22 protein-coding genes are annotated in these 22,309 nt (G+C 61.3%); 11 read left to right on the top strand and 11 right to left on the bottom strand.

From position 1 onward, the window contains the following. Window positions 1-40: 40 nt before the first annotated feature. Window positions 41-1,375: an MFS transporter gene (locus tag V8689_RS25175; protein WP_056792002.1), complete on the top strand. Its 1,335-nt coding sequence runs from the start codon at window positions 41-43 to the stop codon at window positions 1,373-1,375. Here the strand turns inward: V8689_RS25175 and V8689_RS25180 are convergent, their stop codons facing one another. Further along, window positions 1,376-2,254, bottom strand: coding sequence for a DMT family transporter (locus V8689_RS25180; RefSeq protein ID WP_056792000.1), 879 nt, complete (start codon window positions 2,252-2,254; stop codon window positions 1,376-1,378). Between the two features lie 199 nt (window positions 2,255-2,453). Between V8689_RS25180 and V8689_RS25185 the strand changes: the two genes are divergently transcribed. The 3 genes from V8689_RS25185 to V8689_RS25195 are packed head-to-tail and all read left to right on the top strand — an operon-like array spanning window position 2,454 to window position 4,775. Continuing rightward, a complete protein-coding gene (locus V8689_RS25185) occupies window positions 2,454-2,867 on the top strand; it encodes a lipoprotein (RefSeq protein ID WP_056791998.1) in 414 nt (137 codons plus the stop codon). A 45-nt stretch (window positions 2,868-2,912) separates the two neighbouring features. Continuing rightward, a complete protein-coding gene (gene ypfJ / locus V8689_RS25190; RefSeq protein ID WP_056791996.1) occupies window positions 2,913-3,800 on the top strand; it encodes a KPN_02809 family neutral zinc metallopeptidase in 888 nt (295 codons plus the stop codon). Further along, the gene (locus V8689_RS25195; RefSeq protein WP_056791994.1) at window positions 3,801-4,775 is read left to right on the top strand and encodes a hypothetical protein; all 975 of its coding nucleotides are present in this window, start codon (window positions 3,801-3,803) and stop codon (window positions 4,773-4,775) included. Window positions 4,776-4,908: 133 nt separating this feature from the next. Here the strand turns inward: V8689_RS25195 and V8689_RS25200 are convergent, their stop codons facing one another. The 3 genes from V8689_RS25200 to V8689_RS25210 all read right to left on the bottom strand — a co-directional run bounded on the left by V8689_RS25200 (window position 4,909) and on the right by V8689_RS25210 (window position 7,092). Continuing rightward, entirely contained in the window at window positions 4,909-5,496 is a 588-nt protein-coding gene (locus tag V8689_RS25200) for an HAD family hydrolase (protein ID WP_056791993.1), read from the bottom strand. Then, complete coding sequence (tesB, locus tag V8689_RS25205) at window positions 5,493-6,362, bottom strand: acyl-CoA thioesterase II (RefSeq protein ID WP_032895201.1); 870 nt, start codon at window positions 6,360-6,362, stop codon at window positions 5,493-5,495. The genes V8689_RS25200 and tesB overlap by 4 nt, the downstream gene beginning before the upstream one ends. Before the next feature lie 160 nt (window positions 6,363-6,522). Next, entirely contained in the window at window positions 6,523-7,092 is a 570-nt protein-coding gene (locus V8689_RS25210; protein ID WP_056791991.1) for a GNAT family N-acetyltransferase, read from the bottom strand. Between the two features lie 76 nt (window positions 7,093-7,168). Here V8689_RS25210 and V8689_RS25215 point away from each other — a divergent pair, with 76 nt between their 5' ends. Together V8689_RS25215 and V8689_RS25220 are read left to right on the top strand one after the other, a co-directional pair. Beyond that, a complete protein-coding gene (locus V8689_RS25215; protein WP_056791988.1) occupies window positions 7,169-8,095 on the top strand; it encodes a histone deacetylase family protein in 927 nt (308 codons plus the stop codon). A gap of 164 nt (window positions 8,096-8,259) precedes the next feature. Then, window positions 8,260-9,486, top strand: coding sequence for a TIGR03862 family flavoprotein (locus tag V8689_RS25220; protein ID WP_056791985.1), 1,227 nt, complete (start codon window positions 8,260-8,262; stop codon window positions 9,484-9,486). A 113-nt stretch (window positions 9,487-9,599) separates the two neighbouring features. Here V8689_RS25220 and V8689_RS25225 read toward each other — a convergent pair whose 3' ends face one another. Together V8689_RS25225 and yedA are read right to left on the bottom strand one after the other, a co-directional pair. Then, entirely contained in the window at window positions 9,600-10,934 is a 1,335-nt protein-coding gene (locus V8689_RS25225) for a DEAD/DEAH box helicase (protein WP_056791984.1), read from the bottom strand. A 48-nt stretch (window positions 10,935-10,982) separates the two neighbouring features. Further along, window positions 10,983-11,879 (bottom strand): drug/metabolite exporter YedA, encoded by an 897-nt coding sequence (gene yedA / locus V8689_RS25230; RefSeq protein ID WP_003194388.1) that lies wholly within the window; start codon window positions 11,877-11,879, stop codon window positions 10,983-10,985. A gap of 160 nt (window positions 11,880-12,039) precedes the next feature. On the opposite strand from yedA, the gene V8689_RS25235 reads away from it, so the two are divergent. Beyond that, the gene (locus V8689_RS25235; protein ID WP_056791982.1) at window positions 12,040-12,501 is read left to right on the top strand and encodes an Lrp/AsnC family transcriptional regulator; all 462 of its coding nucleotides are present in this window, start codon (window positions 12,040-12,042) and stop codon (window positions 12,499-12,501) included. Window positions 12,502-12,728: 227 nt separating this feature from the next. Here the strand turns inward: V8689_RS25235 and V8689_RS25240 are convergent, their stop codons facing one another. From V8689_RS25240 to V8689_RS25255, 4 genes are all read right to left on the bottom strand, one after another. Continuing rightward, a complete protein-coding gene (locus V8689_RS25240) occupies window positions 12,729-12,995 on the bottom strand; it encodes a hypothetical protein (protein ID WP_056791981.1) in 267 nt (88 codons plus the stop codon). Window positions 12,996-13,652: 657 nt separating this feature from the next. Beyond that, window positions 13,653-14,264, bottom strand: coding sequence for a 3'-5' exonuclease (locus tag V8689_RS25245; protein WP_054896175.1), 612 nt, complete (start codon window positions 14,262-14,264; stop codon window positions 13,653-13,655). Window positions 14,265-14,289: 25 nt separating this feature from the next. Beyond that, the gene (locus V8689_RS25250; protein ID WP_003194396.1) at window positions 14,290-14,766 is read right to left on the bottom strand and encodes an NYN domain-containing protein; all 477 of its coding nucleotides are present in this window, start codon (window positions 14,764-14,766) and stop codon (window positions 14,290-14,292) included. A gap of 119 nt (window positions 14,767-14,885) precedes the next feature. Beyond that, complete coding sequence (locus V8689_RS25255; RefSeq protein ID WP_056791979.1) at window positions 14,886-15,599, bottom strand: DUF2076 domain-containing protein; 714 nt, start codon at window positions 15,597-15,599, stop codon at window positions 14,886-14,888. Window positions 15,600-15,779: 180 nt separating this feature from the next. Here V8689_RS25255 and V8689_RS25260 point away from each other — a divergent pair, with 180 nt between their 5' ends. Both V8689_RS25260 and V8689_RS25265 read left to right on the top strand, forming a co-directional pair. After that, complete coding sequence (locus V8689_RS25260; protein ID WP_034133780.1) at window positions 15,780-16,439, top strand: YciC family protein; 660 nt, start codon at window positions 15,780-15,782, stop codon at window positions 16,437-16,439. Between the two features lie 41 nt (window positions 16,440-16,480). Further along, on the top strand, window positions 16,481-17,569 hold the full coding sequence (locus tag V8689_RS25265; protein ID WP_056791977.1) for an endonuclease/exonuclease/phosphatase family protein: 1,089 nt from the start codon (window positions 16,481-16,483) through the stop codon (window positions 17,567-17,569). Between the two features lie 3 nt (window positions 17,570-17,572). Here the strand turns inward: V8689_RS25265 and V8689_RS25270 are convergent, their stop codons facing one another. Beyond that, window positions 17,573-18,328 (bottom strand): hydroxypyruvate isomerase family protein, encoded by a 756-nt coding sequence (locus V8689_RS25270; protein ID WP_056791976.1) that lies wholly within the window; start codon window positions 18,326-18,328, stop codon window positions 17,573-17,575. Between the two features lie 190 nt (window positions 18,329-18,518). Between V8689_RS25270 and V8689_RS25275 the strand changes: the two genes are divergently transcribed. Together V8689_RS25275 and V8689_RS25280 are read left to right on the top strand one after the other, a co-directional pair. Next, a complete protein-coding gene (locus tag V8689_RS25275; protein WP_032895190.1) occupies window positions 18,519-19,421 on the top strand; it encodes a GntR family transcriptional regulator in 903 nt (300 codons plus the stop codon). A 386-nt stretch (window positions 19,422-19,807) separates the two neighbouring features. Continuing rightward, window positions 19,808-22,264, top strand: coding sequence for a membrane-bound PQQ-dependent dehydrogenase, glucose/quinate/shikimate family (locus V8689_RS25280; protein WP_434520643.1), 2,457 nt, complete (start codon window positions 19,808-19,810; stop codon window positions 22,262-22,264). The last annotated feature ends 45 nt before the right edge of the window (window positions 22,265-22,309 follow it).

Consider the following 22,309-nt stretch of genomic DNA (forward strand, 5'->3'; position numbering starts at 1 on the left):
GAACACACCATAAGAATTTCAAAAAACGGGTACAAACCTCATGCCTCTGCAAAACTCAGCCCTGGCCGCGCGCCCGGGCAACCCGCACGCCGGTATAGGCGACAAGATCCGCGGTGCCCTGGCCGTGGGTAAAACGCGCTGGGGCATGCTGGCCCTGGTGTTCTTCGCCACCACCTTGAACTACATCGACCGCGCCGCCCTGGGCGTGATGCAACCTATCCTCGCCAAGGAAATGAGCTGGACGGCGATGGACTACGCCAACATCAACTTCTGGTTCCAGGTCGGCTACGCCATCGGTTTTGTGCTGCAAGGCCGCCTGATCGACCGGGTTGGCGTCAAGCGTGTGTTCTTCTGCGCCGTGCTGCTGTGGAGCCTGGCCACCGGCGCCCATGGCCTGGCTACTTCGGCAGTCGGCTTTATGGTCTGCCGGTTTATCCTCGGGCTGACCGAAGCGGCCAACTACCCGGCTTGCGTCAAGACCACACGCTTGTGGTTCCCGGCGGGTGAACGCGCAGTGGCCACCGGCATCTTCAACGCCGGCACCAACGTCGGCGCGATGATGACGCCCATGCTGCTGCCGTTGATCCTGCACGTGTGGGGCTGGCAGGCGGCGTTCCTGTGCATGTCGGCACTCGGCGGTATCTGGCTGGTGCTCTGGGGCTTGAAGTACTACAACCCGGAAGACCACCCCACCGTTAAACAATCCGAATTGGACTACGTGCAACAGGAAGTCGAGCCGGAACAACCCCGCGTGCCGTTCAGCCGCATCCTGCGCATGCGTGGCACCTGGGCCTTCGCCCTCGCCTACTCGCTCACCGCGCCGGTGTTCTGGTTCTACCTGTATTGGCTGCCGCCGTTCTTGAACCAGCAATACAACCTGGGCATCAATGTGACCCAGATGGGCATTCCGCTGATCATCATTTACCTCACCGCCGACTTTGGCAGCGTGGGCGGCGGGATCCTGTCGTCATTCCTGATTGGCCGTGGCATGAACTCGATCAAGGCGCGGCTGTTGTCGATGCTGCTGTTCGCCTGCTGCATCGTCGGCGTGATCATGGCGGCTGGCTCCAGCCAGCTGTGGGTCGCAGTGTTTGCCATCTCCCTGGCCATCGGCGCGCACCAGGCCTGGACCGCCAACATCTGGAGCCTGGTAATGGACTACACGCCCAAGCACATGATGAGCACGGTGTTCGGCTTCGGCGGCATGTGCGCGGCCATCGGCGGCATGTTCATGACCCAGATCGTCGGCCACATCCTCACGGTGACGAACAACAACTACACGATCTTGTTCACCCTGATCCCGGCGATGTATTTCATCGCACTGGTGTGGATGTACTTCATGGCGCCGCGCAAGATCCCTACGGTAGATGTTTAACTAACGCCGCCGCTGCTGCCAGGCAGCGGCCAACCCGCTCATGCAGATCACCCCGATACCCACCAGCGTGGTCATATCGGGGGTATGGCTGAACACCAGCCAGCCCAACAACCCCGCGAACACGATCTGGCAATAGCCAAACGGCGCCAGCAAAGCCGGCGCCGCGAAGCGGAACGCCTGGGTGAGCATCAAGTGCGCGGTCATCCCGCAGGTGCCCAGCGCCAGCATCATCACCGCGTGCCACAGCGTCGGCACGTGCCAGAAGAACGGCACCATCGCACTCATCACCAAGGTGTTGCACAGGCCGGCGAAGAAGTTGCTGGTGGTCGGGCTGTCGTATTGGCTGAGGATGCGCGTGAGCAACTGGTAGAAACAGAAGAACAACGCCGAGCACAGCGGCAGCAATACCGCCGGGGTAAACAACTCGCCGCCGGGGTGGATGATGATCACCACGCCGATAAACCCGCAGATCACCGCCAGCCACTGGCCACGGGTCACGTGCTCACCGAGCAACGGCACCGACAGCGCCGTCACCAGGATGGGCGCCAGGAAGTTCACCGCCGTGGCCTCGGCGAGCGGGATGTAATGCAGCGCCGTGGTGAAGAACAGGCTGGTGCCCAACAGGCATAACGCCCGCACCACCTGCATGCCCGGCCGTTTGCTGCGCAACACGCGCAGGCCCGATTGCGGCAGGAAGATCCCGGCCATCAGCAAGGTGTGCACCATGTACCGCGCCCACACCACCATCACGATCGGGTAAAACCCGGCCAGGTATTTGGACAAGGCGTCGTGGCTGGAGAACAGGAACGTCGCCAGCACAATCAGCAGGATGCCTTTGAACGGATGGTTGACGCCGGAGAGCGGGGTACTGACTGTCATTGAATTCTCTTGTGTGGCGAGCGGGACGCTGAGCACTGAACCAAGTCGCGCTCAACCCGGTAATCTAGCAGCCGGGCCGGAGTCTGCCCCAAGAGCATAACCAAACACCGGGCGAACAGCGCACTAAATCGATGGATCCGAGTCCAACGCTGCACGCTCGCCCCGGCGTTGCACACTTTTTAACCAAGGCCTTGCCGCTATGAAAAAAATCCTCTTTGCCCTGTCTGCCCTCGCCCTGCTCGCTGCCTGCGACAAAGCCCCGAAAGAAGCCCCCAAGCCCGCGCCCGCTTCCGTGCAAGCGACTCTGGTGCCAGAGACCCCGCCCACCGATCAATGGGTCGGCAAGTGGATCGGTGTCGAAGGCTTGCACCTGACCATCGCCAAGGACGACAGCATTGGCCGCGGCCACTACCTTCTCACCATGCAATACGGCCTCGACGCCGATGACACCGGCACGTTCAAAGGTGAGGCCACTGACGACGGCATCGCCTTTACCCGTCCCGACGGCCCGCAGCTGTTGCGCGCTGGCGACGGCGCCGCCACCGGTTTGAAGTGGCTGGCAGATAAAAAAGACTGCCTGATCGTTGCCACTGGCGAAGGCTATTGCCGTTAATACCGACCATAATCAATCACGGTTAGCACACAGAGGATTGCTCCCATGCTATGGAAAAAAGGCCGACGCAGCGACAACGTGGTGGATGCCCGTAATGACAGTGGCGGCGGCGGTGGCGGTATGCGCTTCGGCGGCGGCAAGGGCCTGAGCCTCACGGCCATCGTGCTGATCGTCGGCATTGGCTGGCTGACCGGCCAGGACCCGATGCAGATCCTCGGCCAATTGACCGGCCAGATGGAACAAGCGCCGTCGGTCAGCACCCAGCCGCGTCAAGCGCCGCCAGCCAACGATGAGCAAGCCGACTTCGTGCGCGCCGTGCTGGGCGATACCGAAGACACCTGGGGCCAAGTGTTCCAGGAAAACGGGCTGGCGTATAAGAACCCGAAGCTGATCCTGTTCCGTGGCCGGGTCAACTCTGCCTGTGGCGGCGCCACCTCAGCCAGCGGCCCGTTCTACTGCCCGGCTGACCAGCAGGTGTACCTGGACCTGGACTTCTTCCGGGAAATGTCGCAACGCTTCCAGGCCGCCGGTGATTTCGCCCAGGCTTACGTGATCGCCCACGAAATCGGGCACCACGTACAAACGTTGCTGGGCATCTCGTCCAAGATCCAGACGGCGCGCCAACAGGGTCGGCAGATGGAAGGCGACGGTGGCCTGCTGGTTCGCCAGGAACTGCAAGCCGACTGCTTTGCCGGCGTGTGGGCCAACCATGCGCAAAAACGCCTGAACTGGCTGGAACCCGGTGATATCGAAGAAGCCCTGAACGCAGCCAATGCCATCGGCGACGACCGTTTGCAGCAGCAGGGCCAGGGGCGCGTGGTACCGGACTCCTTCACCCACGGCACCTCGGCCCAACGCGTGCGCTGGTTCAAGACCGGCTTCGCCCAGGGCCAGATCACTCAATGCGATACCTTCGCGGCCAAGAGTCTTTAAATGATCAAACAATTGGGGTTACTGCTGGGTGTGCTCGTGTCCTGTTGCACCTTCGCGGCTGAACACGGCGTCAAGGTGGTCAGCCCCGATCGCTTTCATCTGGAGGCCGGCGACCTCAGCCTGGGCCTGAGCCAGGATTGGCGCCAACCGCTGCCCAAGGTCACCCGCGCATTGATCATCGTGCATGGCCGCCTGCGCAATGCGCAAACCTACCTGCAAAGCGGCATAGACGCCGCCGAGCATGCAGGGGTGGGCGACAGTACGCTGGTGATCGCACCGCAGTTTCTCAATCAAACGGACGTGAAGCGTAACCACCTGGACGATCAAGTTTTGCGTTGGAAGGGCAACGACTGGATGGCTGGCGAAGCGTCCACCGGCCCAGGGCAAATCAGCTCTTTTGGCGCTCTGGACCAGATCATCAAGCACTTGGGCGACCGCACACTGTTCCCGGCGCTGAAAGAAATCGTGGTTGCCGGGCATTCCGGTGGCGGCCAAGTGGTGCAGCGCTTCGCCCTCACCGGCCACGATCACCCGCTGCTGAACACTGAAGGCATCCGCCTGCGGTATGTGGTGGCTAACCCGTCGTCCTATGCGTACTTCAGCCCGCAACGCCCGGTGAAGTTCGATGCGGCCAGTTGCCCGGGCTTCAACGATTGGAAGTACGGTATGCAAAACCTGCCGGGTTACGTGGGTGACCGAGGTGCCCAACAACTGGAACAGGCCTACGTGTCACGGGATATCACTTACCTGCTGGGCCAGCAGGACACCGACCCCAACCATCCGGCGCTGGATAAAAGCTGCGAGGCCGAGACCCAGGGCGCGTATCGGCTGATACGTGGGCACAACTACTTTGATTACCTCAAGCAGCGGCATCCGCAGTTGGGGCACAGGCTGGTGGAAGTGCCGGGGGTGGGGCATGACGGGGATAAGATGTTCACCTCGCCAGAGGGAGAAAAGGTGCTGTTTACCCAGTAGCACCTGAAGGGAACCCAATCAAAATGTGGGAGCTGGCTTGCCTGCGATGACGGACTGTCAGTTGACAGAGTGTCAGCTGCCCCACCGCTATCGCAGGCAAGCCAGCTCCCACATTTGATCTCTGTCGCCTGGGTTAGATCATTCGGCGCAGCGCCGCACAATCCTCGGCATGCCAATCCGCCAACTCCGGCCAAGGGTTCTCCGGCAAGTTCACCAACACCGTCTTGGCCCCCGCTGCCCGACCACAATCCAGGTCAAAGCGATAATCCCCCACCATCACCATCTGGCTCGGTGCCACGTCCCAAGCCGCCGCCAGCTTCAGCAACCCACCTGGGTCCGGCTTGTGCGGCGCATCATCACGCCCCAGCACATCCTCAATGGCAAAGCAGTCCGCCAGGCCAATCGCCTCCAGGGTGATATGGGCCAGCTCCCGCGCATTACGGGTCAGGATGCCCAGGCGATAACCACGCGCGGCCAATTCCTGTACCAGCTCCACCGCGCCCTGCGCCGCCACCGACCCCAGGGCCAGCTCGCGCTCGTGCTCCAGCAACCAGGCATGCTTGGCCGCTGCCTCCTGCGCCGGCAAGGCCGCCAGGTGCGTGAGGATGTCGTCTTCGGGTGGAATGTTCAGCGCCACGCGGATAGCCGCAAAGTCATGCACCGCCACCGTGAGCGTGCCGTCCATGTCAAACACCCAGTGCTTAACGTCGCCGAGGCTCATGCCCAATCCTTGCGATGGCGGATCAAACCTTCCTGAGTCACCGACGCCACCAGTTGCCCGGCGCGGTTGTACACGCTGCCCCGGGAGAAACCCCGGGAGTTGCCGGCCCACGGGCTGTCCATGGCGTACAGCAACCAGTCATCGGCACGCAGGTCGGCGTGGAACCACAGCGCGTGATCGAGGCTGGCGACCTGCATGTCTTTCTGCCATACGGTCTTGCCATGGGGCAGCAGCGAAGTGGTCAACAGGCCGAAGTCCGAGGCATAGGCCAACAGGTATTTATGCAGCGCTGGCGTGTCCGCCAAGGCCCCGTCGGCACGAAACCACACGTACTTGACCGGGTCGGACGGCTGCGGGTTGAACGGGTCTTTTTCGGTGACCGGGCGCACTTCGATGGGCTTGGGGCACAGCAGCTTGTCGCGCATGTGCTCGGGGATCAGGTGCGCACGCTGCTGGGTCAGCTCCAGCTCCGACGGCAGGTTTTCCGGGCCCACTACCACCGGCATGGTGGTCTGGTGCTCGAAGCCTTCTTCGTCGTACTGGAACGAAGTCGTGCAGGTGAAGATCGGGTTGCCCTTTTGAATCGCGGTGACACGACGCGTGCTGAAACTGCCGCCATCGCGCACGCGGTCCACCGAATACACCACCGGCAAGGCCGCATCGCCAGGGCGCAGGAAGTAACCGTGCAGGGAATGCACGTGGCGCGCTTCGTCTACGGTCTGGCTGGCCGCCGACAGCGACTGGCCGAGCACTTGGCCGCCGAACAGCTGGCGAAAGCCCAGGTCCTGGCTGCGGCCGCGAAAGAGGTTTTCCTCGATCGGCTCCAGGGTCAGCAAGTCCACCAGATCTTCCAATACTTGGCTCATTGAAACTCTCCTCAAAGCAAAACGGTATCTACCTGTAGGAGCGAGCTTGCTCGCGAAGGTCGTTAACGATGACGCAGCGCTTCTGGTTTACCGCAGCGCTCTTGCGTTCTTCGCGAGCAAGCTCGCTCCTACAGGGTTTCTGTTGAGCATGACCGCCTGCTTATCCGTGCAGCGTGTCCAACCATTGGGCGCGGGTGATGCGGTACAACACGTGCGGGCGCAGCGGGTCACCGGCTGCGACTTTCGGGTGTTCAAAATCTGCCTGCGGATCGTAATGCATACCGATGGCCTGCATGACTTTTTGTGAGGGCAGATTGCTCTCGGTGGTGAAAGCCAGTATTTCGTCCAGTTGCAGGCGTTCAAAACCACAGCGCAACGCCGTCCAGGCCGCTTCACTGGCGTAGCCCAGGCCCCAATGTTCGCGAGCCAGGCGCCAGCCGATTTCCACCGCCGGGGTAAAGCCGGCTTCGAAGCTGACATTCGCAAGCCCCGTCAGGCCGATAAACTCACCGGTGTCCTTGCGCTGCAAAGCCCAGAAACCAAAGCCATATTCAGCAAAATGCCCGCGTATCCGGCCGATCAGCGCCGCGCTTTCCAAGTGGCTCAATTGCGCCGGGAAGTAACGCATCACCTGCGGGTCGGCGCACATGCGCGCAAAGTCCGGCAGGTCGCTGTCGCGCCATTGGCGCAGCACCAAGCGTGCACTTTCCAATTCCAGTATCGGCTCCATGGGTCCCCCTGCCTTGCCATGTGCGTGAGTGTACAGCGCTGTTAAGATCCTTCGCAGGTTCCCGTCAGAAAATCCCATGCCCTTGCCATTGATCTACCACGAAGACTACAGCCCTGAGTTCCCGGCGGACCACCGGTTCCCCATGGACAAGTTTCGCCTGTTGCGTGACCACCTGGTGGACAGCGGCCTGACCCAAGACCGCCAATTGCTGCGCCCGTCGCTGTGCCCGGCAGACATTTTGGCCCTCGCCCATGAACCTGGGTATATCGAACGCTACATGAGTGGCGAACTGTCCCGCGAAGACCAACGCCGCCTCGGCCTGCCCTGGAGCGAAGCCCTGGCCCGGCGCACGGTGCGGGCGGTGGGTGGCTCGATCCTCGCCGCCGAACAGGCCCTGGAACATGGCCTGGCCTGCCATCTGGCGGGCGGCACCCACCATGCCCATTACGATTATCCGGCGGGTTTCTGCATTTTTAATGACCTGGCGGTGATCAGCCATTACCTGTTGGCCAGCGGCCGGGTCAATCGCGTGCTGATCTTCGATTGCGACGTGCACCAGGGCGACGGCACCGCGCGCATCCTGCACGACACGCCGGACGCCATCACCGTGTCGCTGCACTGCGAAAAGAACTTCCCGGCACGCAAGGCCCAGAGCGACTGGGACATCCCGCTGCCCATGGGCATGGGCGATGCCGACTACCTCAAGGTGGTGGATGACGCGCTCAACTACCTGCTGCCGCTCTACCAGCCGGACCTGGTGCTGTACGACGCCGGCGTGGATGTGCACAAGGACGACGCCCTTGGTTACCTCAAGCTGACAGATGCAGGCGTCGCCGCCCGTGATGAAAGCGTGATGCGCCACTGCCTGGGCCGCGACATTCCAGTAATGGGCGTAATCGGCGGCGGCTACAGCAAAGACCGCCCCGCCCTCGCCCGCCGCCATGGCATCCTGCACCACAGCGCGCAGCGGGTATGGACGTCATCAGCTGTCATTGAACTGTGAGCGTTACCCACAATGCCTGTGGAACGGCCTGTGGATAACTTGAGCGTAAGCGGCTGCAAGCGTTTGGCCGTATGGCCTGTAGGAAAGTGTACGTTTTTTGATCAGGCAGCGGCGTCGTGGTCGGGTAGAATGCTCGGCCTATTCACATCACCGTAGCCCTGCCCATGCCTCAGACTTCTGCCCACCACGTCTCCATCATCGGCGGCGGCCCCGCCGGGCTGATGGCCGCCGAAGTCTTGAGCCAGGCGGGCGTGCGCGTGGACCTTTACGACGGCATGCCGTCGGTGGGGCGCAAGTTCCTGCTGGCCGGCGTGGGCGGCATGAATATCACCCACTCCGAAGCGTACCCGGCATTCCTGTCGCGCTACGCCGAACGCGCCCCGCACATGGCGCCGCTGCTGCGCAGCTTTGGCGCCGAGGCGCTGTGCGAATGGATTCACGGCCTGGGCATTCAAACCTTTGTCGGCACCTCCGGGCGCGTATTTCCTACGGATATGAAAGCCGCGCCACTGTTGCGCGCCTGGCTCAAGCGCCTGCGGGAGCAAGGTGTGGTTATCCACACCCGGCATCGTTGGACCGGCTGGAATGCCGAGGGCGATTTACTTATCCACAGCCCGGACGGCGACAAAGTTGTCCACAGCGATGCGGTGCTACTGGCCCTGGGCGGCGGCAGTTGGTCGCGCCTGGGCTCGGACGGTGCGTGGCTTAACCTGTTTGAAGGCAAAGGCCTGCCCTATGTGCGGCTGCAGCCGAGCAACTGCGGGTTTGAAGTGTCGGCATGGAGCGAGTTGATGGTCAGCAAATTCGCGGGCGCGCCGTTGAAAAACGTCGCCATTGGCCTGGGGGATGACAAGCCTCGGCTGGGCGAATGCGTGATCACCGCCACGGGTATTGAGGGCAGCTTGATCTACGCACTGTCAGCGCCGATTCGCGAAGCGATCAACCGCGACGGTGCGGCCACGGTGCATATCGACTTGCTGCCCAGCAAACCGCTGGACAAGGTGCAGGCCGCATTGGCCAAGCCTCGCGGCTCGCGGTCGATGAGCAAGCATTTGCACAGTCAGTTGGGATTGGATGGCGTGAAGGCGGCGTTGTTGCGCGAGCTGACGCCCGCTGAACACTTCACCGATCCGGCGCAATTGGCGGTGGATATCAAGGCGTTACCGCTGACATTAGTGAAGACGCGGCCAATGGATGAGGCGATCAGCACGGCCGGTGGGGTGCCGTTTGAAGCGTTGGATGAGCGGTTGATGCTCAAGCCACTGCCTGGGGTGTTCTGTGCGGGGGAAATGCTCGATTGGGAAGCGCCGACCGGTGGGTATTTGCTGACGGGGTGTTTTGCCAGTGGCCGGGCGGCTGGGATGGGGATGTTGGAATGGCTCCAACGCTGATCGTTCCCACGCTCTGCGTGGGGATGCCGCCAGGGACGCTCTGCGTCCCGCTTTAGCTTCGTGACGCAGAGCGTCACAGGATGCGTTCCCACGCGGAGCGTGGGAACGATCAATCACTTCTTCTTACGCGGCCCAGTGTTAAACACCGGCACCTTGCGCACCGGCTTGATCGAAGGCTCGGCCGGGGCCACTTCCCCACTGTCCACCCACTTGCCCAGGTTGCGCTTGCCGCCACCGCCGGACGCCTTAGGCTTCTTCGGCTTTTTGGGTTTCTTGACTACCTGCCCGCTGGCATCGGTGTCCGGCACGCGATGCTCCGGCTCGAAATCCGGTTCCATTTTGCGCGTGAGGGTCTGGCGGGTCAGCATTTCGATGGCCGAGAGCATGTTCACCTCATCGGCACACACCAGGGAAATCGCCTCACCGGTGTTGCCCGCACGCCCAGTACGGCCGATACGGTGGATGTAGTCTTCGGCCACGATCGGCAGGTCAAAGTTGACCACCAGCGGCAGGTCTTCGATATCCAGGCCACGGGCCGCTACGTCGGTAGCCACCAGGATCTGCACGTCGCTGGCCTTGAAGCGGTCCAGTGCGCGTTGGCGGGTGGCTTGGGGTTTGTCGCCATGGATGCCGTCGGCGTTGATGCCCAGGCCCTGCAACTTGTCCACCAAGGCGTCCACGCCGTTGCGGGTCTTGGCGAACACCAGCACTTGCTTCCAACGGCCCTTGCGCATCAGGTGCACAAACAGCTCCGGCTTGCGCTTTTTATCCACCGGCACCACCCACTGCTTGACGGTGTTGGCGGCGACGTTGCGCGGGCTGACTTCGATGCTCAGCGGGTCGTTGAGCATCTGCCCGGCGAGCAGGCGAATGTCATCGGAGAAGGTCGCGGAGAACAGCAGGGTCTGGCGCTTTTTCGGCAGCATGCGGTAGATATTCGCCAGTTCTTCGGAGAAGCCCAGGTCGAGCATGCGGTCAGCTTCATCCAGCACCAGGGTTTGCAGTTGGTTGAGCTTCAGCGCGTTCTGGCGGAACAGGTCGATCAGGCGGCCAGGGGTGGCGACCAGAATGTCCACACCCTTGCGCAGCTTCATCATCTGCGGGTTGATGCTCACGCCGCCGTACACCGCGTAAGTGGTCAGCGGCAGGTGCTGGGCGTACTCGGCAACGCTGGCGTGGACTTGCTCGGCCAGTTCGCGAGTGGGGCACAGGATCAGCGCACGCGCTGAGTTGGCGGCGACTTTCGGCCCTTCCAGGGTCAGCAGTTGCAGCAGCGGCAAGGCGAAACCTGCGGTCTTGCCGGTGCCGGTTTGGGCTGCGGCCATCAGGTCGCGACCGGCCAGCACGGCCGGAATGGCTTGGGCCTGCACCGGCGTCGGGGTCTGGTAGCCAAGCGTCTCAAGGGCGCGCAGCAAGGGTTCGATCAGGCCAAGGGTGGCGAAAGTCATGTAGTTACCGTAGGAAAAATTCAGCGCAAGGGCGTAATGCGCGGCAGTTTACCTTATTTCCGGTTTGGGCTTGCGCCATTGGGGCAGGCTGATCAGCAACACCGCGCTGATGATCACCAGCATCGCCAGGGCTTCTTCCAGGCCGATGCTCTCACCCACGAACACAATCCCCAGTAACACGGCAACGGCTGGGTTCACATAGGCATAGCTGGTCGCCGCCGCCGGGCGTACGTGCTTGAGCAAGTACATATAAGCGTTGAAGGCAATGATCGAGCCGAACACCGTGAGGTACGCCAGGGCCAGCCAGCCTTCCAGCGGCGGCATGGCCTGCAGGTGCTCGCCAGACAACGCGCTGACGATCAGCAGCGCCACGCCGGCCACGAGCATTTCCGCGGCGCTGGCCATCGCGCCTTGGGGCAGCGGCAAATGCCGGCTCCACACCGAGCCGAAGGCCCAGGACGCCGCCGCCATCAACAGCAACACCGCGCCCAGTGGGCTCGACTGCAAGGTACTGCCCATGTTGAGCATGGCGATGCCGATGATCCCCAGCAGCACCCCAGCCCATTCCAACCGCGTATTACGCGCGCCCCAGAAAAACCCACACAGCAAGGTAAACAGCGGCACCGTCGCCACCGCCAGCGCGGCCACCCCGGACGACACGCCCATATGTTCGGCCACACTCACGCCACCATTGCCCACGGTGAGCAACAAAATGCCGATCATCCCGGCCGCCTTCCACTGCGGCCAGGTCGGCGCCGGCACCCCGCGCCACCTGAGGAAGCCGTACATCAACGCGCCCGCCGTGCAAAACCGAATCCCCGCCAGCAACAGCGGCGGCCAGTACTCCACGCCAATGCGGATCACCAGATAGGTGGAACCCCAGATCACATACAACGCAAAAAAGGCGGCGATCAACGGTAAGGGAAAGCGACGTGGGCCAGGCATTGGGCGGCTCTATGGCAGGAAATGGGAGACTTATTCTAGAAACGAAGGTGGATAAACTTAAGTTACAAAACCTGTTTAAAACGCCAATACACTTCTCAAACAATGGTTATCAAGGCTATAAACCGTGCTTTCGAAAGCGATGCGCAACCGGAGCCTTATCATGGACAAATACGACCGCATGCTCCTCAGCGCCCTGCTTGAAGATGGCCGCGCTTCCTACGCCCAACTGGCACGCACCGTAAACCTCTCCGCCCCCGCCGTGGCCGAACGCGTGGCCAAGCTTGAGGCCAGCGGCGTGATCACCGGCTACCAGGCCAAGGTGGACTTGTCCAAAGTGGGCTTGCCGATTCAATGCGTGATCGAGTTGCGGCTGACCAATCATGGCAGCCAAAAGGTGTACGACGCCCTGGCGGAAATACCCGAACTGACCGAATGCCACCGCGTTACCGGCGACCCCTGCGTGATCATGCAAGCGGCGGTGGGCTCGATGCCCGAGCTTGAAAACCTGATTAACCGGGTAGCGAAGTTCGGCTTCAGCAAGACCTCGATTATTTTGTCCAGCGCCATAGAGCGGCGGGTGCCGTTGGGGCAGTTGGAGGCCAATGGGAAAAATAGTGGCTGAGCGATCGCCATCGCGGGCAAGCCCGGCTCCCACACGGACCGCGTACTGCCCGAGCGACGCGGTCAACTGTGGGAGCTGGCTTGCCTGCGATGGCGCCAGTGGCCTCACCAGTTGCCCGCCGCCCCCCCCCCCTGTAGGAGCGAGCTTGCTCGCGAAAAACCCGAGGGCGCCGCGTGCATTCAGGATGCCAACGTCACCGTTGACGTTCTTCGCGAGCAAGCTCGCTCCTACAAAGGGTTCGATCTGCGCTGGACGATCAGATCGACTATCTGCTTGATGGTCGTGATGTGATCCCAATCCTCCTGCGTCGCTTGCAGCTTGAACTGCCACTTGATCTGCATGACAAAGCACGTCAGGTCGTCATCAATGATGTCGAAGTCATGGATGAAATCGGTTTGCTCCGACACTTCGCTTCGGTCGATAAAACCAATGATATCGACGAATAGCTGGATCACTTTTTCGCTGATGTCTGCTCTGGTCAGATGATCCTTCATTTCTAGCCGCCTCACCAAAACGTTGTCCAACAAGCCTGCCACTATTGGCCAGCAAGACCCATCCCGATCAATTGCAGGACGTTTCCGAGCAGCATTTCAAGCCTTGTTCCATCAGAACGCGACCGCTAATCTGCCACGCGTCATCGACCCCTCGGTGACCGGAAGTGCAAGCCGAAATTGACGGAAGGAGAGCGTTAAAGATCCCGGAGATTCAACATGGTCAAAGCAACCTCTGCTTCAACTGAAAACAAAACCGACTTCCTCAGCGAAGACGCCCTGCTCCACCGTCGAGCCATCGACTATTGCTGATCGTTCCCACGCTCTGCGTGGGAATGCCGCCCTGGACGCTCTGCGTCCGCTCTTAAAGTCGTGACGCGGAGCGTCACCAGATGCATGCCCACGCGGAGCGTGGGGACGATCAGCGCCAGGCCTTAGAACCCGCGATGTTTCTTCAGGTGTTCATTGATCTTCGCCGCCGGCACTTTCTGCAAGGTGCACAACAGGTCATGGGACAGCTCGCGCAAGCCGTTGCTGATCGTTCCCACGCTCTGCGTGGGAATGCCGCCCTGGACGCTCTGCGTCCGCTCTTAAAGTCGTGACGCGGAGCGTCACCAGATGCATGCCCACGCAGAGCGTGGGGACGATCAGCGCCAGGCCTTAGAACCCGCGATGTTTCTTCAGGTGTTCATTGATCTTCGCCGCCGGCACTTTCTGCAAGGTGCACAACAGGTCATGGGACAGCTCGCGCAAGCCGTGGGTCTGGCGCAGTTCCTGGGCCAGGTGCGCCGTGAGGTTGGCGGCCATTTCCGCATCCGCCAGCGCCCGGTGAGCCTGGCCGGTGTGGGGCAGTTTGGCGTAGGCGTTGAGGGTGCCGAGCTTGTGGTTAGGCGCCGCCGGCATGAGGCGGCGGGCCAGCAGCAGGGAGCAGGCGAACTTTTGCAGGCGGGTGCGGCGGATCAGGCCCAGCTCAAAGTCCCAGAACTTCTGGTCGAACGCGGCGTTGTGCGCCATCAAGGGCGTGGTGCCGACGAACTCATTGACCTCGTTCATCACCCGCTCAGCCGGGGGCGCGCTGCGCAGCATGGCGTTGCTGATGCCGGTGAGTTGTTCGATAAAGGCCGGTACGCGCACGCCGGCGTTCATCAGGCTCTGGTAGCGGTCCACGATTTGCCCGCGTTCGAGGATGACCACGCCAATCTCCGTGGCCCGGCAGTGGCTGCTGGGGGTGATGCCGGTGGTTTCAAAGTCGATGACCGCTATGCGTTCCAAACCTGTTCCTACTCCGTTCAACGATCTATTTGAGCAACAACGCGCCTTCGATCGGCACGTAGTGGCTGGCGGCGCGTATCAATGAGTTGGCCGTCAGCCCCGGCACGCCGTAGGCCACGGCCCGCACGCCATGCTTGTGGATGATGCGCTCGAGCAACATGTCGAAATCACCGTCACCGGAGGCCAGCACGACTTCGTCGACATGGTCGGCGGCGTCCATGATGTCCAGCGTAATACCCACGTCCCAATCGCCCTTGGCCGAGCCGTCGCTGCGCTGGATGTACGGCTTAAGTTTTACCGTGAACCCCAGGTTGCGCAGGATCTGCTGGAACTGCTGCTGCTTGCTGTCACCGCGGTCGATGGCATAGGCGTACGCCTCGACAATCTGCCCGCGCGCGCTGATGTCAGCCCACAGGGCGGCGTAGTTGAAGTGGCAACCATAGGCCTGGCGCACGGTGTAGTAGAGGTTTTGCACATCGGCGAACACCGCAATTTTTTTCACCGCACTTCCTCATGGACAGCCAGGCGCCAGCGCCCGGAAAGGGCGCCAGTATGCCAGCCAAGGGAGCGTTTCCGGGAAAAAATCAGACCGGAGCGCCGTGGCGTTCCGGTCTGCGTGGGTCAGACGAAAGAATCATCGTCGCCAAAGGATGAGGAATCGTCCGAATAATCGCTGTCGGCGTTGTTACTGCCCCAGCTGTCATTACCGGCGAACTGTTGGTCATCGTTGCCCCAGTTGCCTTGATCGCTGGCCGGTGCCGGTTGTTCGATGATCTCTTCCACCACCTGCGGCTGCGAGTTGTGATGGAACAGGCTGCTGATCCCTTCGGCCAGCAACACCCCACCGGCCACGCCGGCGGCGGTCTTCATGGCGCCGCCGAGGAAGCCACTGCCGGCTGGCGCGGCGACCGGTGCTTGAGGTGGCTGGTAGTTCTGTTGCGGCGCTGGTTGGTTGAACGATGGCCGCGCCGGTTCACGCCAGCCGCCCCCTGAGTTGCTCGGCGCTGGCTGTGGCTCACGGGAGCCGCCGCCAAAGATGCTCGACAGGAACCCACCACCGCTGGCCGGCGCAGCTTGCGTGGCCTTGGCCCGTTGCAGCTCGTCCTGCAATTGCTGGATCTGCTGGGCCTGTTGCTTGTTCTGCGCGTCGAGGCTCTGCAGCGCATGTTCCTGCACCAGAATCGACTGGGTCATGTAGTAGCCGACGGCGGGTTGGCGAGCCATATGCTCCTTGATCCGCGCCTCGGCCTGGGCGTCGCGGGGGGCTGAGTCCGTTTCGGCTTGTTGCAACCGTGAAAACAGTCCATCGATCAGGGTTTGCTCTTCGCTGTTCATGGCGACCTCGTAGATTGCCGATAAAAATTCTCGTCCCGCCTGTGATCAGGCCAGGGGCTTTTCAGTTATGGGGATGTTACGAGTTGTTTCAATGGTCTTTACTCAAGGTTTACGTTTGCGCCCCTTTGAGCCTGATCGGTTAAAGTGTCGCCCTCTGCTTCCAGGCCTGTGATGACCCTGATGAATCCGTTAGACGTTTTGCGCGACTCCTTCCGCTTTACCCAGCGCAACCTGGGCGCCATCGTCCAGCTGTGCCTGCCATTGGTGATCCTCGAAGCCTTGCTGCAACAGGTGCTGGACCACACGCTGGGCCCGGATGCGTTTCCCGGCTACAGCGTGGTCGTGGGTTTATTGGTGTACCCGTTGTACACCGGCGCCCTGATCCTGTTTCTCGACGCCCGCACCCGGGGCGAGTCGCCGCGCACCAAGGACGTGTGGGCCATGGCCTTGAGCCTGTGGCCGCGTTTCGCCCTGCTGACGGCCATGAGCACCTTGCTGATTCTGCTGGGGCTGTCGCTGTATTTCCTGCCGGGCCTGTGGCTGATGGTGGTGTTGGCGTTTGCCGAATACCTGCTGGTATTGCGCGGCATGCCGGCGTTGGCGGCGATGAAGGAAAGCCTGCGCCTGACCCGTGGGCATTTCTGGCGCATCCTGGTGTGCCTGCTGTGCGTGATGACGCCGTTGTGGCTGCTCAAGGGCGCCAGCGTAGCGGCTTACCCTGAGCCGGCGCCGTTGCTGGGGTTACTGATGGACAGCGCCCACAGCTTCCTGCAACTGTTCACCAGCGTGGTGTTGTTCCGTTTATTCATGCTGATCGGTGGCGACGCCGACGTGCGGTGATATGCTCCGTGGCTCTTCTGACACGCATATAAGCCGAGCCGATGACCCGTTTATTGCGCATCACCCTGTTGAGCCTGTTGATCATCGCCGGCCTGCTGGCCGCGCTGATCTACAGCCTGACCTGGCGCCCTGCCGACAAAGAGACCCTGCCCGTCAGTTGCGTGGCACCCCGCGCCCCGACGCTGTTGCCGGGGCAGGCGCTCAAGGTCATGACCTGGAATGTGCAATACCTGGCCGGCAAGAACTACGTGTTCTGGTACGACATCCCGGACGGCAGCGGCCCCGACGATCGCCCCACCGTCGAAGACATGGCGTTCAGCCTCGACGAAGTGGCGCGGGTGATTCGCGACGAACAACCCGACATCCTGCTGTTACAGGAAGTCGACGAAGGCGCCAAGCCTTCCCACTATCAGGACCAGCTCGCGCTGTTGCAGGAGCGCCTGGTGGATCTGTACCCGTGCAGCACCCAGGCCTTCGACTGGAAAGCCGACTTTGTGCCCAGCCTGCCTATCTTCGGCAGCGTCGGCCGCAAGCTTGCCACCCTCAGCCGCTACCAGATCGAACACGCCGAACGCCTGCAACTACCAACCGCCGATGCCAACTTCATCAGCCGTCAGTTCCAACCCAAGCCGGCCCTGCTGCTGACGTATCTGCCCTTGAGCGACGGAGGCCAACTGGCAGTGCTCAACACCCGCCTGGACGCCGGTGCGCCTGGGCGCAGTGCCGTGCGGGAGCAAGTCACGAGTACGGTAAAACTGCTGGATAAACTCGAAGGTCGCGGCACACCCTGGTTGATTGGCGGGGATTTCAACCTGCTGCCACTGGGCCAGTTCCTGCGCCTGGACGCGAGCAAGCGTGGCCAGTATTCGCCGGACAGTGAGTTGCATCTGTTGTGGGACAAGTACCCGATGATCCCCAGCAACAGCCAATCCAGTGGCATCGACCGTGAGAAATGGCTGACGCACTTCCCCAACGACCCAGGCCTTGATGGCCCGGATCGCACGCTGGATTACCTGTTCTACAGCTCGCGGATCAAACGCCTGGAAGCCAAGGTGCGCCAGGAAGATACGTTGCGCATTTCCAACCACCTGCCGGTTATCGCCCGCTTCCTGCTACCTGCCGCGCAATAAGCCCTAGGGTTTCAGGAGCGGCTTAAGCCACTCAAGGCTGGCAACCGTGGTGCCGGATGGGCGGTATTCACAGCCGATCCATCCTCGGTAGCCACGCTGCTCCAGCGCCGCGAACAAGCCAGCAAAGTCCATGGTCCCGGTGCCCGGCTCATGACGCCCCGGGTTGTCGGCGATTTGTACATGGACGGTCCTGTCGTAAAACTGCGCCAGCACCCCGGCTGCATCGCCGGTCAACAACTGGGCATGGTAAAGGTCCAGAATCAGCCCGACACTCGTAAAGGTTTCCAGCACCTGCTGGGCCTTGCTGAAGTCAGACAGGTAATAGCCAGGCATCGCCTGCGCGCTGATGACTTCAATCAACGTTCGCAAACCCTGATCTTCAAGGTATTTGACCGCGTATTCCAGGTTATTGGTGTAGGCAACCGCGCTCTCATCCTGAGGCGTGGTCACGCCCGACATGATGTGCACATCCGAGCAGTTCAGCGCCTTCGCATAGCGGGCAGCCTCGCACAGCCCATCGCGAAATTCCTGCTCCTTGCCCTGCAAGGCAGCGATGCCTTTGGTCACACCCGCCGGCGCCGCGAACTGAATCAACGGCAGGTTGTATTGGGCCAGGTGGTCGGCGAGCAGGCTGGCGTCGAACTCATAGGGGGACGGGAACTCCACCGCCCTGAAACCGGCAGCGGCGGCGGCTTCGATGCGTTGCAGAAAAGGCAATTCGTTGAATTGAAAACCGAGGTGAGCATTGAATTTGAGCATTGGGTACCTATCCATCCTGGGAATAAACAAATCATCAGCCTGGAGCCTCCTTCGCGGCTCCAGCGCCACGCTATCGAAAGTGGTCAGTGCAAATACTCATGCTCTTCGTATGGTATTTTCCCACTCCAGTGCGGTGGGGGCATCTGCCCCGACGGGAACGGACTGAAGCTAACCATTCGGAATAAAACCTGTGATCAAGAAAGACCTCGCCCTGCAGTTGGCCCCCCGCGTCATCGACCTGGTTCGCGCCCGTTCGATGAAAGCCGGTGAGCCCTTGCGCGAGCAGACCTTTGCCCAAGCGCTCGGGGTGTCGCGCTCGCCGATTCGGCGGGTTTTTGCCTTGCTCGCCGAATGGGACCTTGCCATTCAAGAGCCCAATCGTGGCTACTTCCTCAAACAAGGTGCCGGGCAGATTCAGGAGGCCGCAGTGCCTTGCGCCAGCGATCCTTTCGAGGACTTTTACCTGCGTGTGGTCGACGACATTCTGGGCGGTGAAATACCTGCGCACTTTTTCGAAGCGCAGTTGTTGCGGCGTTACGAGGTGCCGCGGGGGCAGTTGCTCAAGGTGCTGAACCGGCTGGCCAGCGAAGCGATGGTGGAGCGTAAGCCGGGCCAAGGGTGGGGCCTCAAGGACTTCGTGCATAACACGCAGGCGCACATTCAAAGCTACCGTTTCCGGATGGCCATCGAACCGGCGGCGCTGCTTGAGCCGGGTTATCAGGTCAATCACGCCGCGTTTGCCCAGGCCAGGCAACAGCAACAGGCCCTGATCGACGGCGAGATCCAGACCCTGTCCCGCGCGCAACTGTTCCAGGTGGGCGCCCAGTTTCACGAAATGATCGTGCAGTGTTCCGGCAATGTTTTTTTCATCGACGCCATACGCCACCAGAATCAGCTCAGGCGCTTTATGGGCTACAAGGCCAACATCGATCGCACGCGTCTTAAGGCGCAATGCCAGGAACACATCCATTTGCTCGACCTCATCGAGTCTGATCGGCGTGAAGAAGCCGCACAGTTTCTCTGGCGCCACCTGGATCAAGTCGGTCGACTCAAGACTGATCAACGCGCAACGCCAGAAGACAGCCAAATCTAGAGCACGTCACTGGCAACCCGTCAGTGGCGTAATGCCGTGCAGTTAAGGCTTTTTGTAGGAGCGAGCTTGTTCGCGAAAAAATCACAGGCGCCGCGTTCACACAGGAAACACGCGTTATCGTTGATGTTTTTCGCGAGCAAGCTCGCTCCTACAGAGGGCGCTATAGGCTTAACTGCATGGCATTACGTCAGTGCCGCAGCTTCGCCATCCCCCGCCCGATAAAGGGCCAATCAGCCTAGCACAATTGTTTCTAATCGAAACACAATACAAAAAAATCACCAAACAGTTAATTTTTTCACTACATATTGTATTTCGTTACAACAATAGGCAATCATGCGCGCCGCTCGGACACGGATCCGCATCGAAATCGCACAGGGATGGTTGCCATGAACGAAAGGACGTTGGGTAGCGCAGCGGGAGTCTCAAACCTCCTGTTCGGGGGGTACAACACAGCGGTTGCCCTGCTTGGCGTGATGCTGGCCTATAAAGGCGGCGTGCTGCTGGCCGCGGGCGGGTCACCCTATTACGCGATGATGGGCACCGCGCTGTTGTTATCGGCCATCCTCTTGGGCCTGAAAAAGTCCCTGGGCCTCTACCTTTATGGCGCAGCCTCTGTGGCCACCTATGCCTGGGCGGTGTGGGAGTCTGGTTACGATGGCTGGGCCTATATTCCACGCCTGGCGTGGCTGGCGGTTCTCAGCGTGCCGTTCCTGGCGTTCTGGCCCGTGGTACGGCGTGATTTTGCCAACGCCAGAAAAAGTCATTACTTCACCATCATGGGTGTGCTGCCGCTGGTGATGGGGGCTACCATTCTGGTGCCGCTGTTCTTCCCGAAAAGCGTTCACCTTGCCGACTCGGCGCTCGCCACCACACGCCCCACCGCAACGTTCAGCCGCAGTACCGTCGCCTCTCCAGACGGCAATATTGCCGCGTCACACACCGAGACCAACTGGACCGCTTATGCAGGCTCCAACCTGGGCAACCACTATTCAGCCGCGTCGCAAATCACGCCTTCGAATGTGTCGGGCCTGGTCAAAGCCTGGGAATACCACCACGGCGACGTGAAGCAACCCGGTGAGAAAACCAAGTACTTGAACGAAGCCACGCCGATCAAGGTGGGTAACTCGCTCTACACCTGCACCCCCAAGCAAATCATCATTTCCCTGGATGCCACTACCGGGAAGGAGAACTGGCGATTCGACTCCAAAGTCGACCCGGACTACTTCGCCAATGGCGGCGCCTATTGCCGTGGCGTCTCTTATTTCGAAGTCCCCAATGCCAGTGGCTTGTGCGCCTCGCGCATCATTTGGGGCACCAATGATATTCGCCTGGGCGCGGTAGACGCCCTGACCGGCCAGGCGTGCCCCGACTTCGGCAACGCAGGTTTTGCGGATTTGAAAGACGGGCTGGGCACCTTCAGAAAAGGCTCAACCGGCATCACATCTGCCCCTCTGGTCATTCGCGGGGTGGTGATCACCGGGGGCCGCGTGCTCGACTCGGATGTACGCCCTGCCCCCTCGGGCGTGGTACGCGCCTACGATGCAGTGACCGGCAAACAGAAGTGGGCCTGGGATTTGGGCCGGCCAGACACCAACGCCCCCGCTCGTGACAACGAGACCTACACCCTCAGCACCCCCAACTCGTGGGCACCGCTGTCGGCCGACGATGAACTGGGCCTGGTGTATGTCACCACCGGCAACGCAGCGGGCGATTTCTATGGCGGCACCCGCACAGAACAAGAAGACACGTTCAGCTCTGCTTTGGTCGCACTGGACGCCACCACCGGTAAGGTCCGCTGGCGCTTCCAGACAGTCCACCATGATCTTTGGGACTACGACCTGAGCCCGCAACCCAGTCTGATTGATTTTCCGACGGCTACCGGGCCACGCCCGGCCGTGATTCAGGCGACCAAATCCGGCCAGTTGTTCGTGCTTGACCGCGCCACAGGCGAACCGCTGGTAGATGTCGTGCAAGCTCCCGTTCCACAGGGCACCGCCCCGGGCGACTACACCGCAGCCACCCAACCACTGTCCCCCGATATGCCGAGCACCATGGGGCGCCCATCGAAAACACCGGAAGTACTGACCGAAGCCAACGCCTGGGGCCTGACCCCTTTCGATCAGATGCAATGTCGCCTCGAATTTCGCCAGGCACGCTACGAAGGGATCTTCACCCCGCCGGTCGTGGGCCAGCAAAGTCTGATCTTCCCCGGCCATCATGGCGGCTTGAACTGGGGCGGAGTGATGGTAGACCTCAAGCGAGGGCTGCTGATCATCAATAATCAGCGCCTCCCTTATATGCAGGGGCTGGTGCCTCGCGAAGAACTCGATGCCATCAATGCCAAGTCGTTCCAGGAGTCGCCGGGCAATGCTCAGGGTTTTCGCGTCCAGGCCGGTTTGCCTTACGGCGCGATTAAAGATCCGTGGATGTCATCCCTTGACCAGCCTTGCATTGCGCCACCCTGGGGCTTTATTGCCGGTATCGACCTGCGCACTCGCGATGTCGTCTGGAGCCGCCCGTTCGGCACAGGCTATGACAGTGGACCTTGGGGGATCGCCTCCCGGATGCGCTTCGAAATCGGTACACCGAGTGATGCAACGGGCGTGACAACCGCCGGCGGCGTGACGTTCATCGGTGCCGCTATCGACCGGTTCATGCGGGCTTACAACAGCGAAACTGGCGAACTGCTCTGGGAAGAACGCCTTCCGGCAGGCAATCAGGCTTCGCCCTTGACCTACATGAGCCAGGGTCGACAGTACGTCGTGGCGGTGGTTGGCGGTCATGACCGGATCCCAACCAAGTTGGGCGACAGCATCATCGCCTGGGCCTTGCCCGCGCGATAAATCGCGTGCTGTTTGAGAGGCTCGCTATGACCGTATGGGTAGACA

The sequence above is a fragment of the Pseudomonas sp. AK181 genome (genome assembly GCF_051122975.1).
Lineage (GTDB): Bacteria > Pseudomonadota > Gammaproteobacteria > Pseudomonadales > Pseudomonadaceae > Aquipseudomonas > Aquipseudomonas lactis.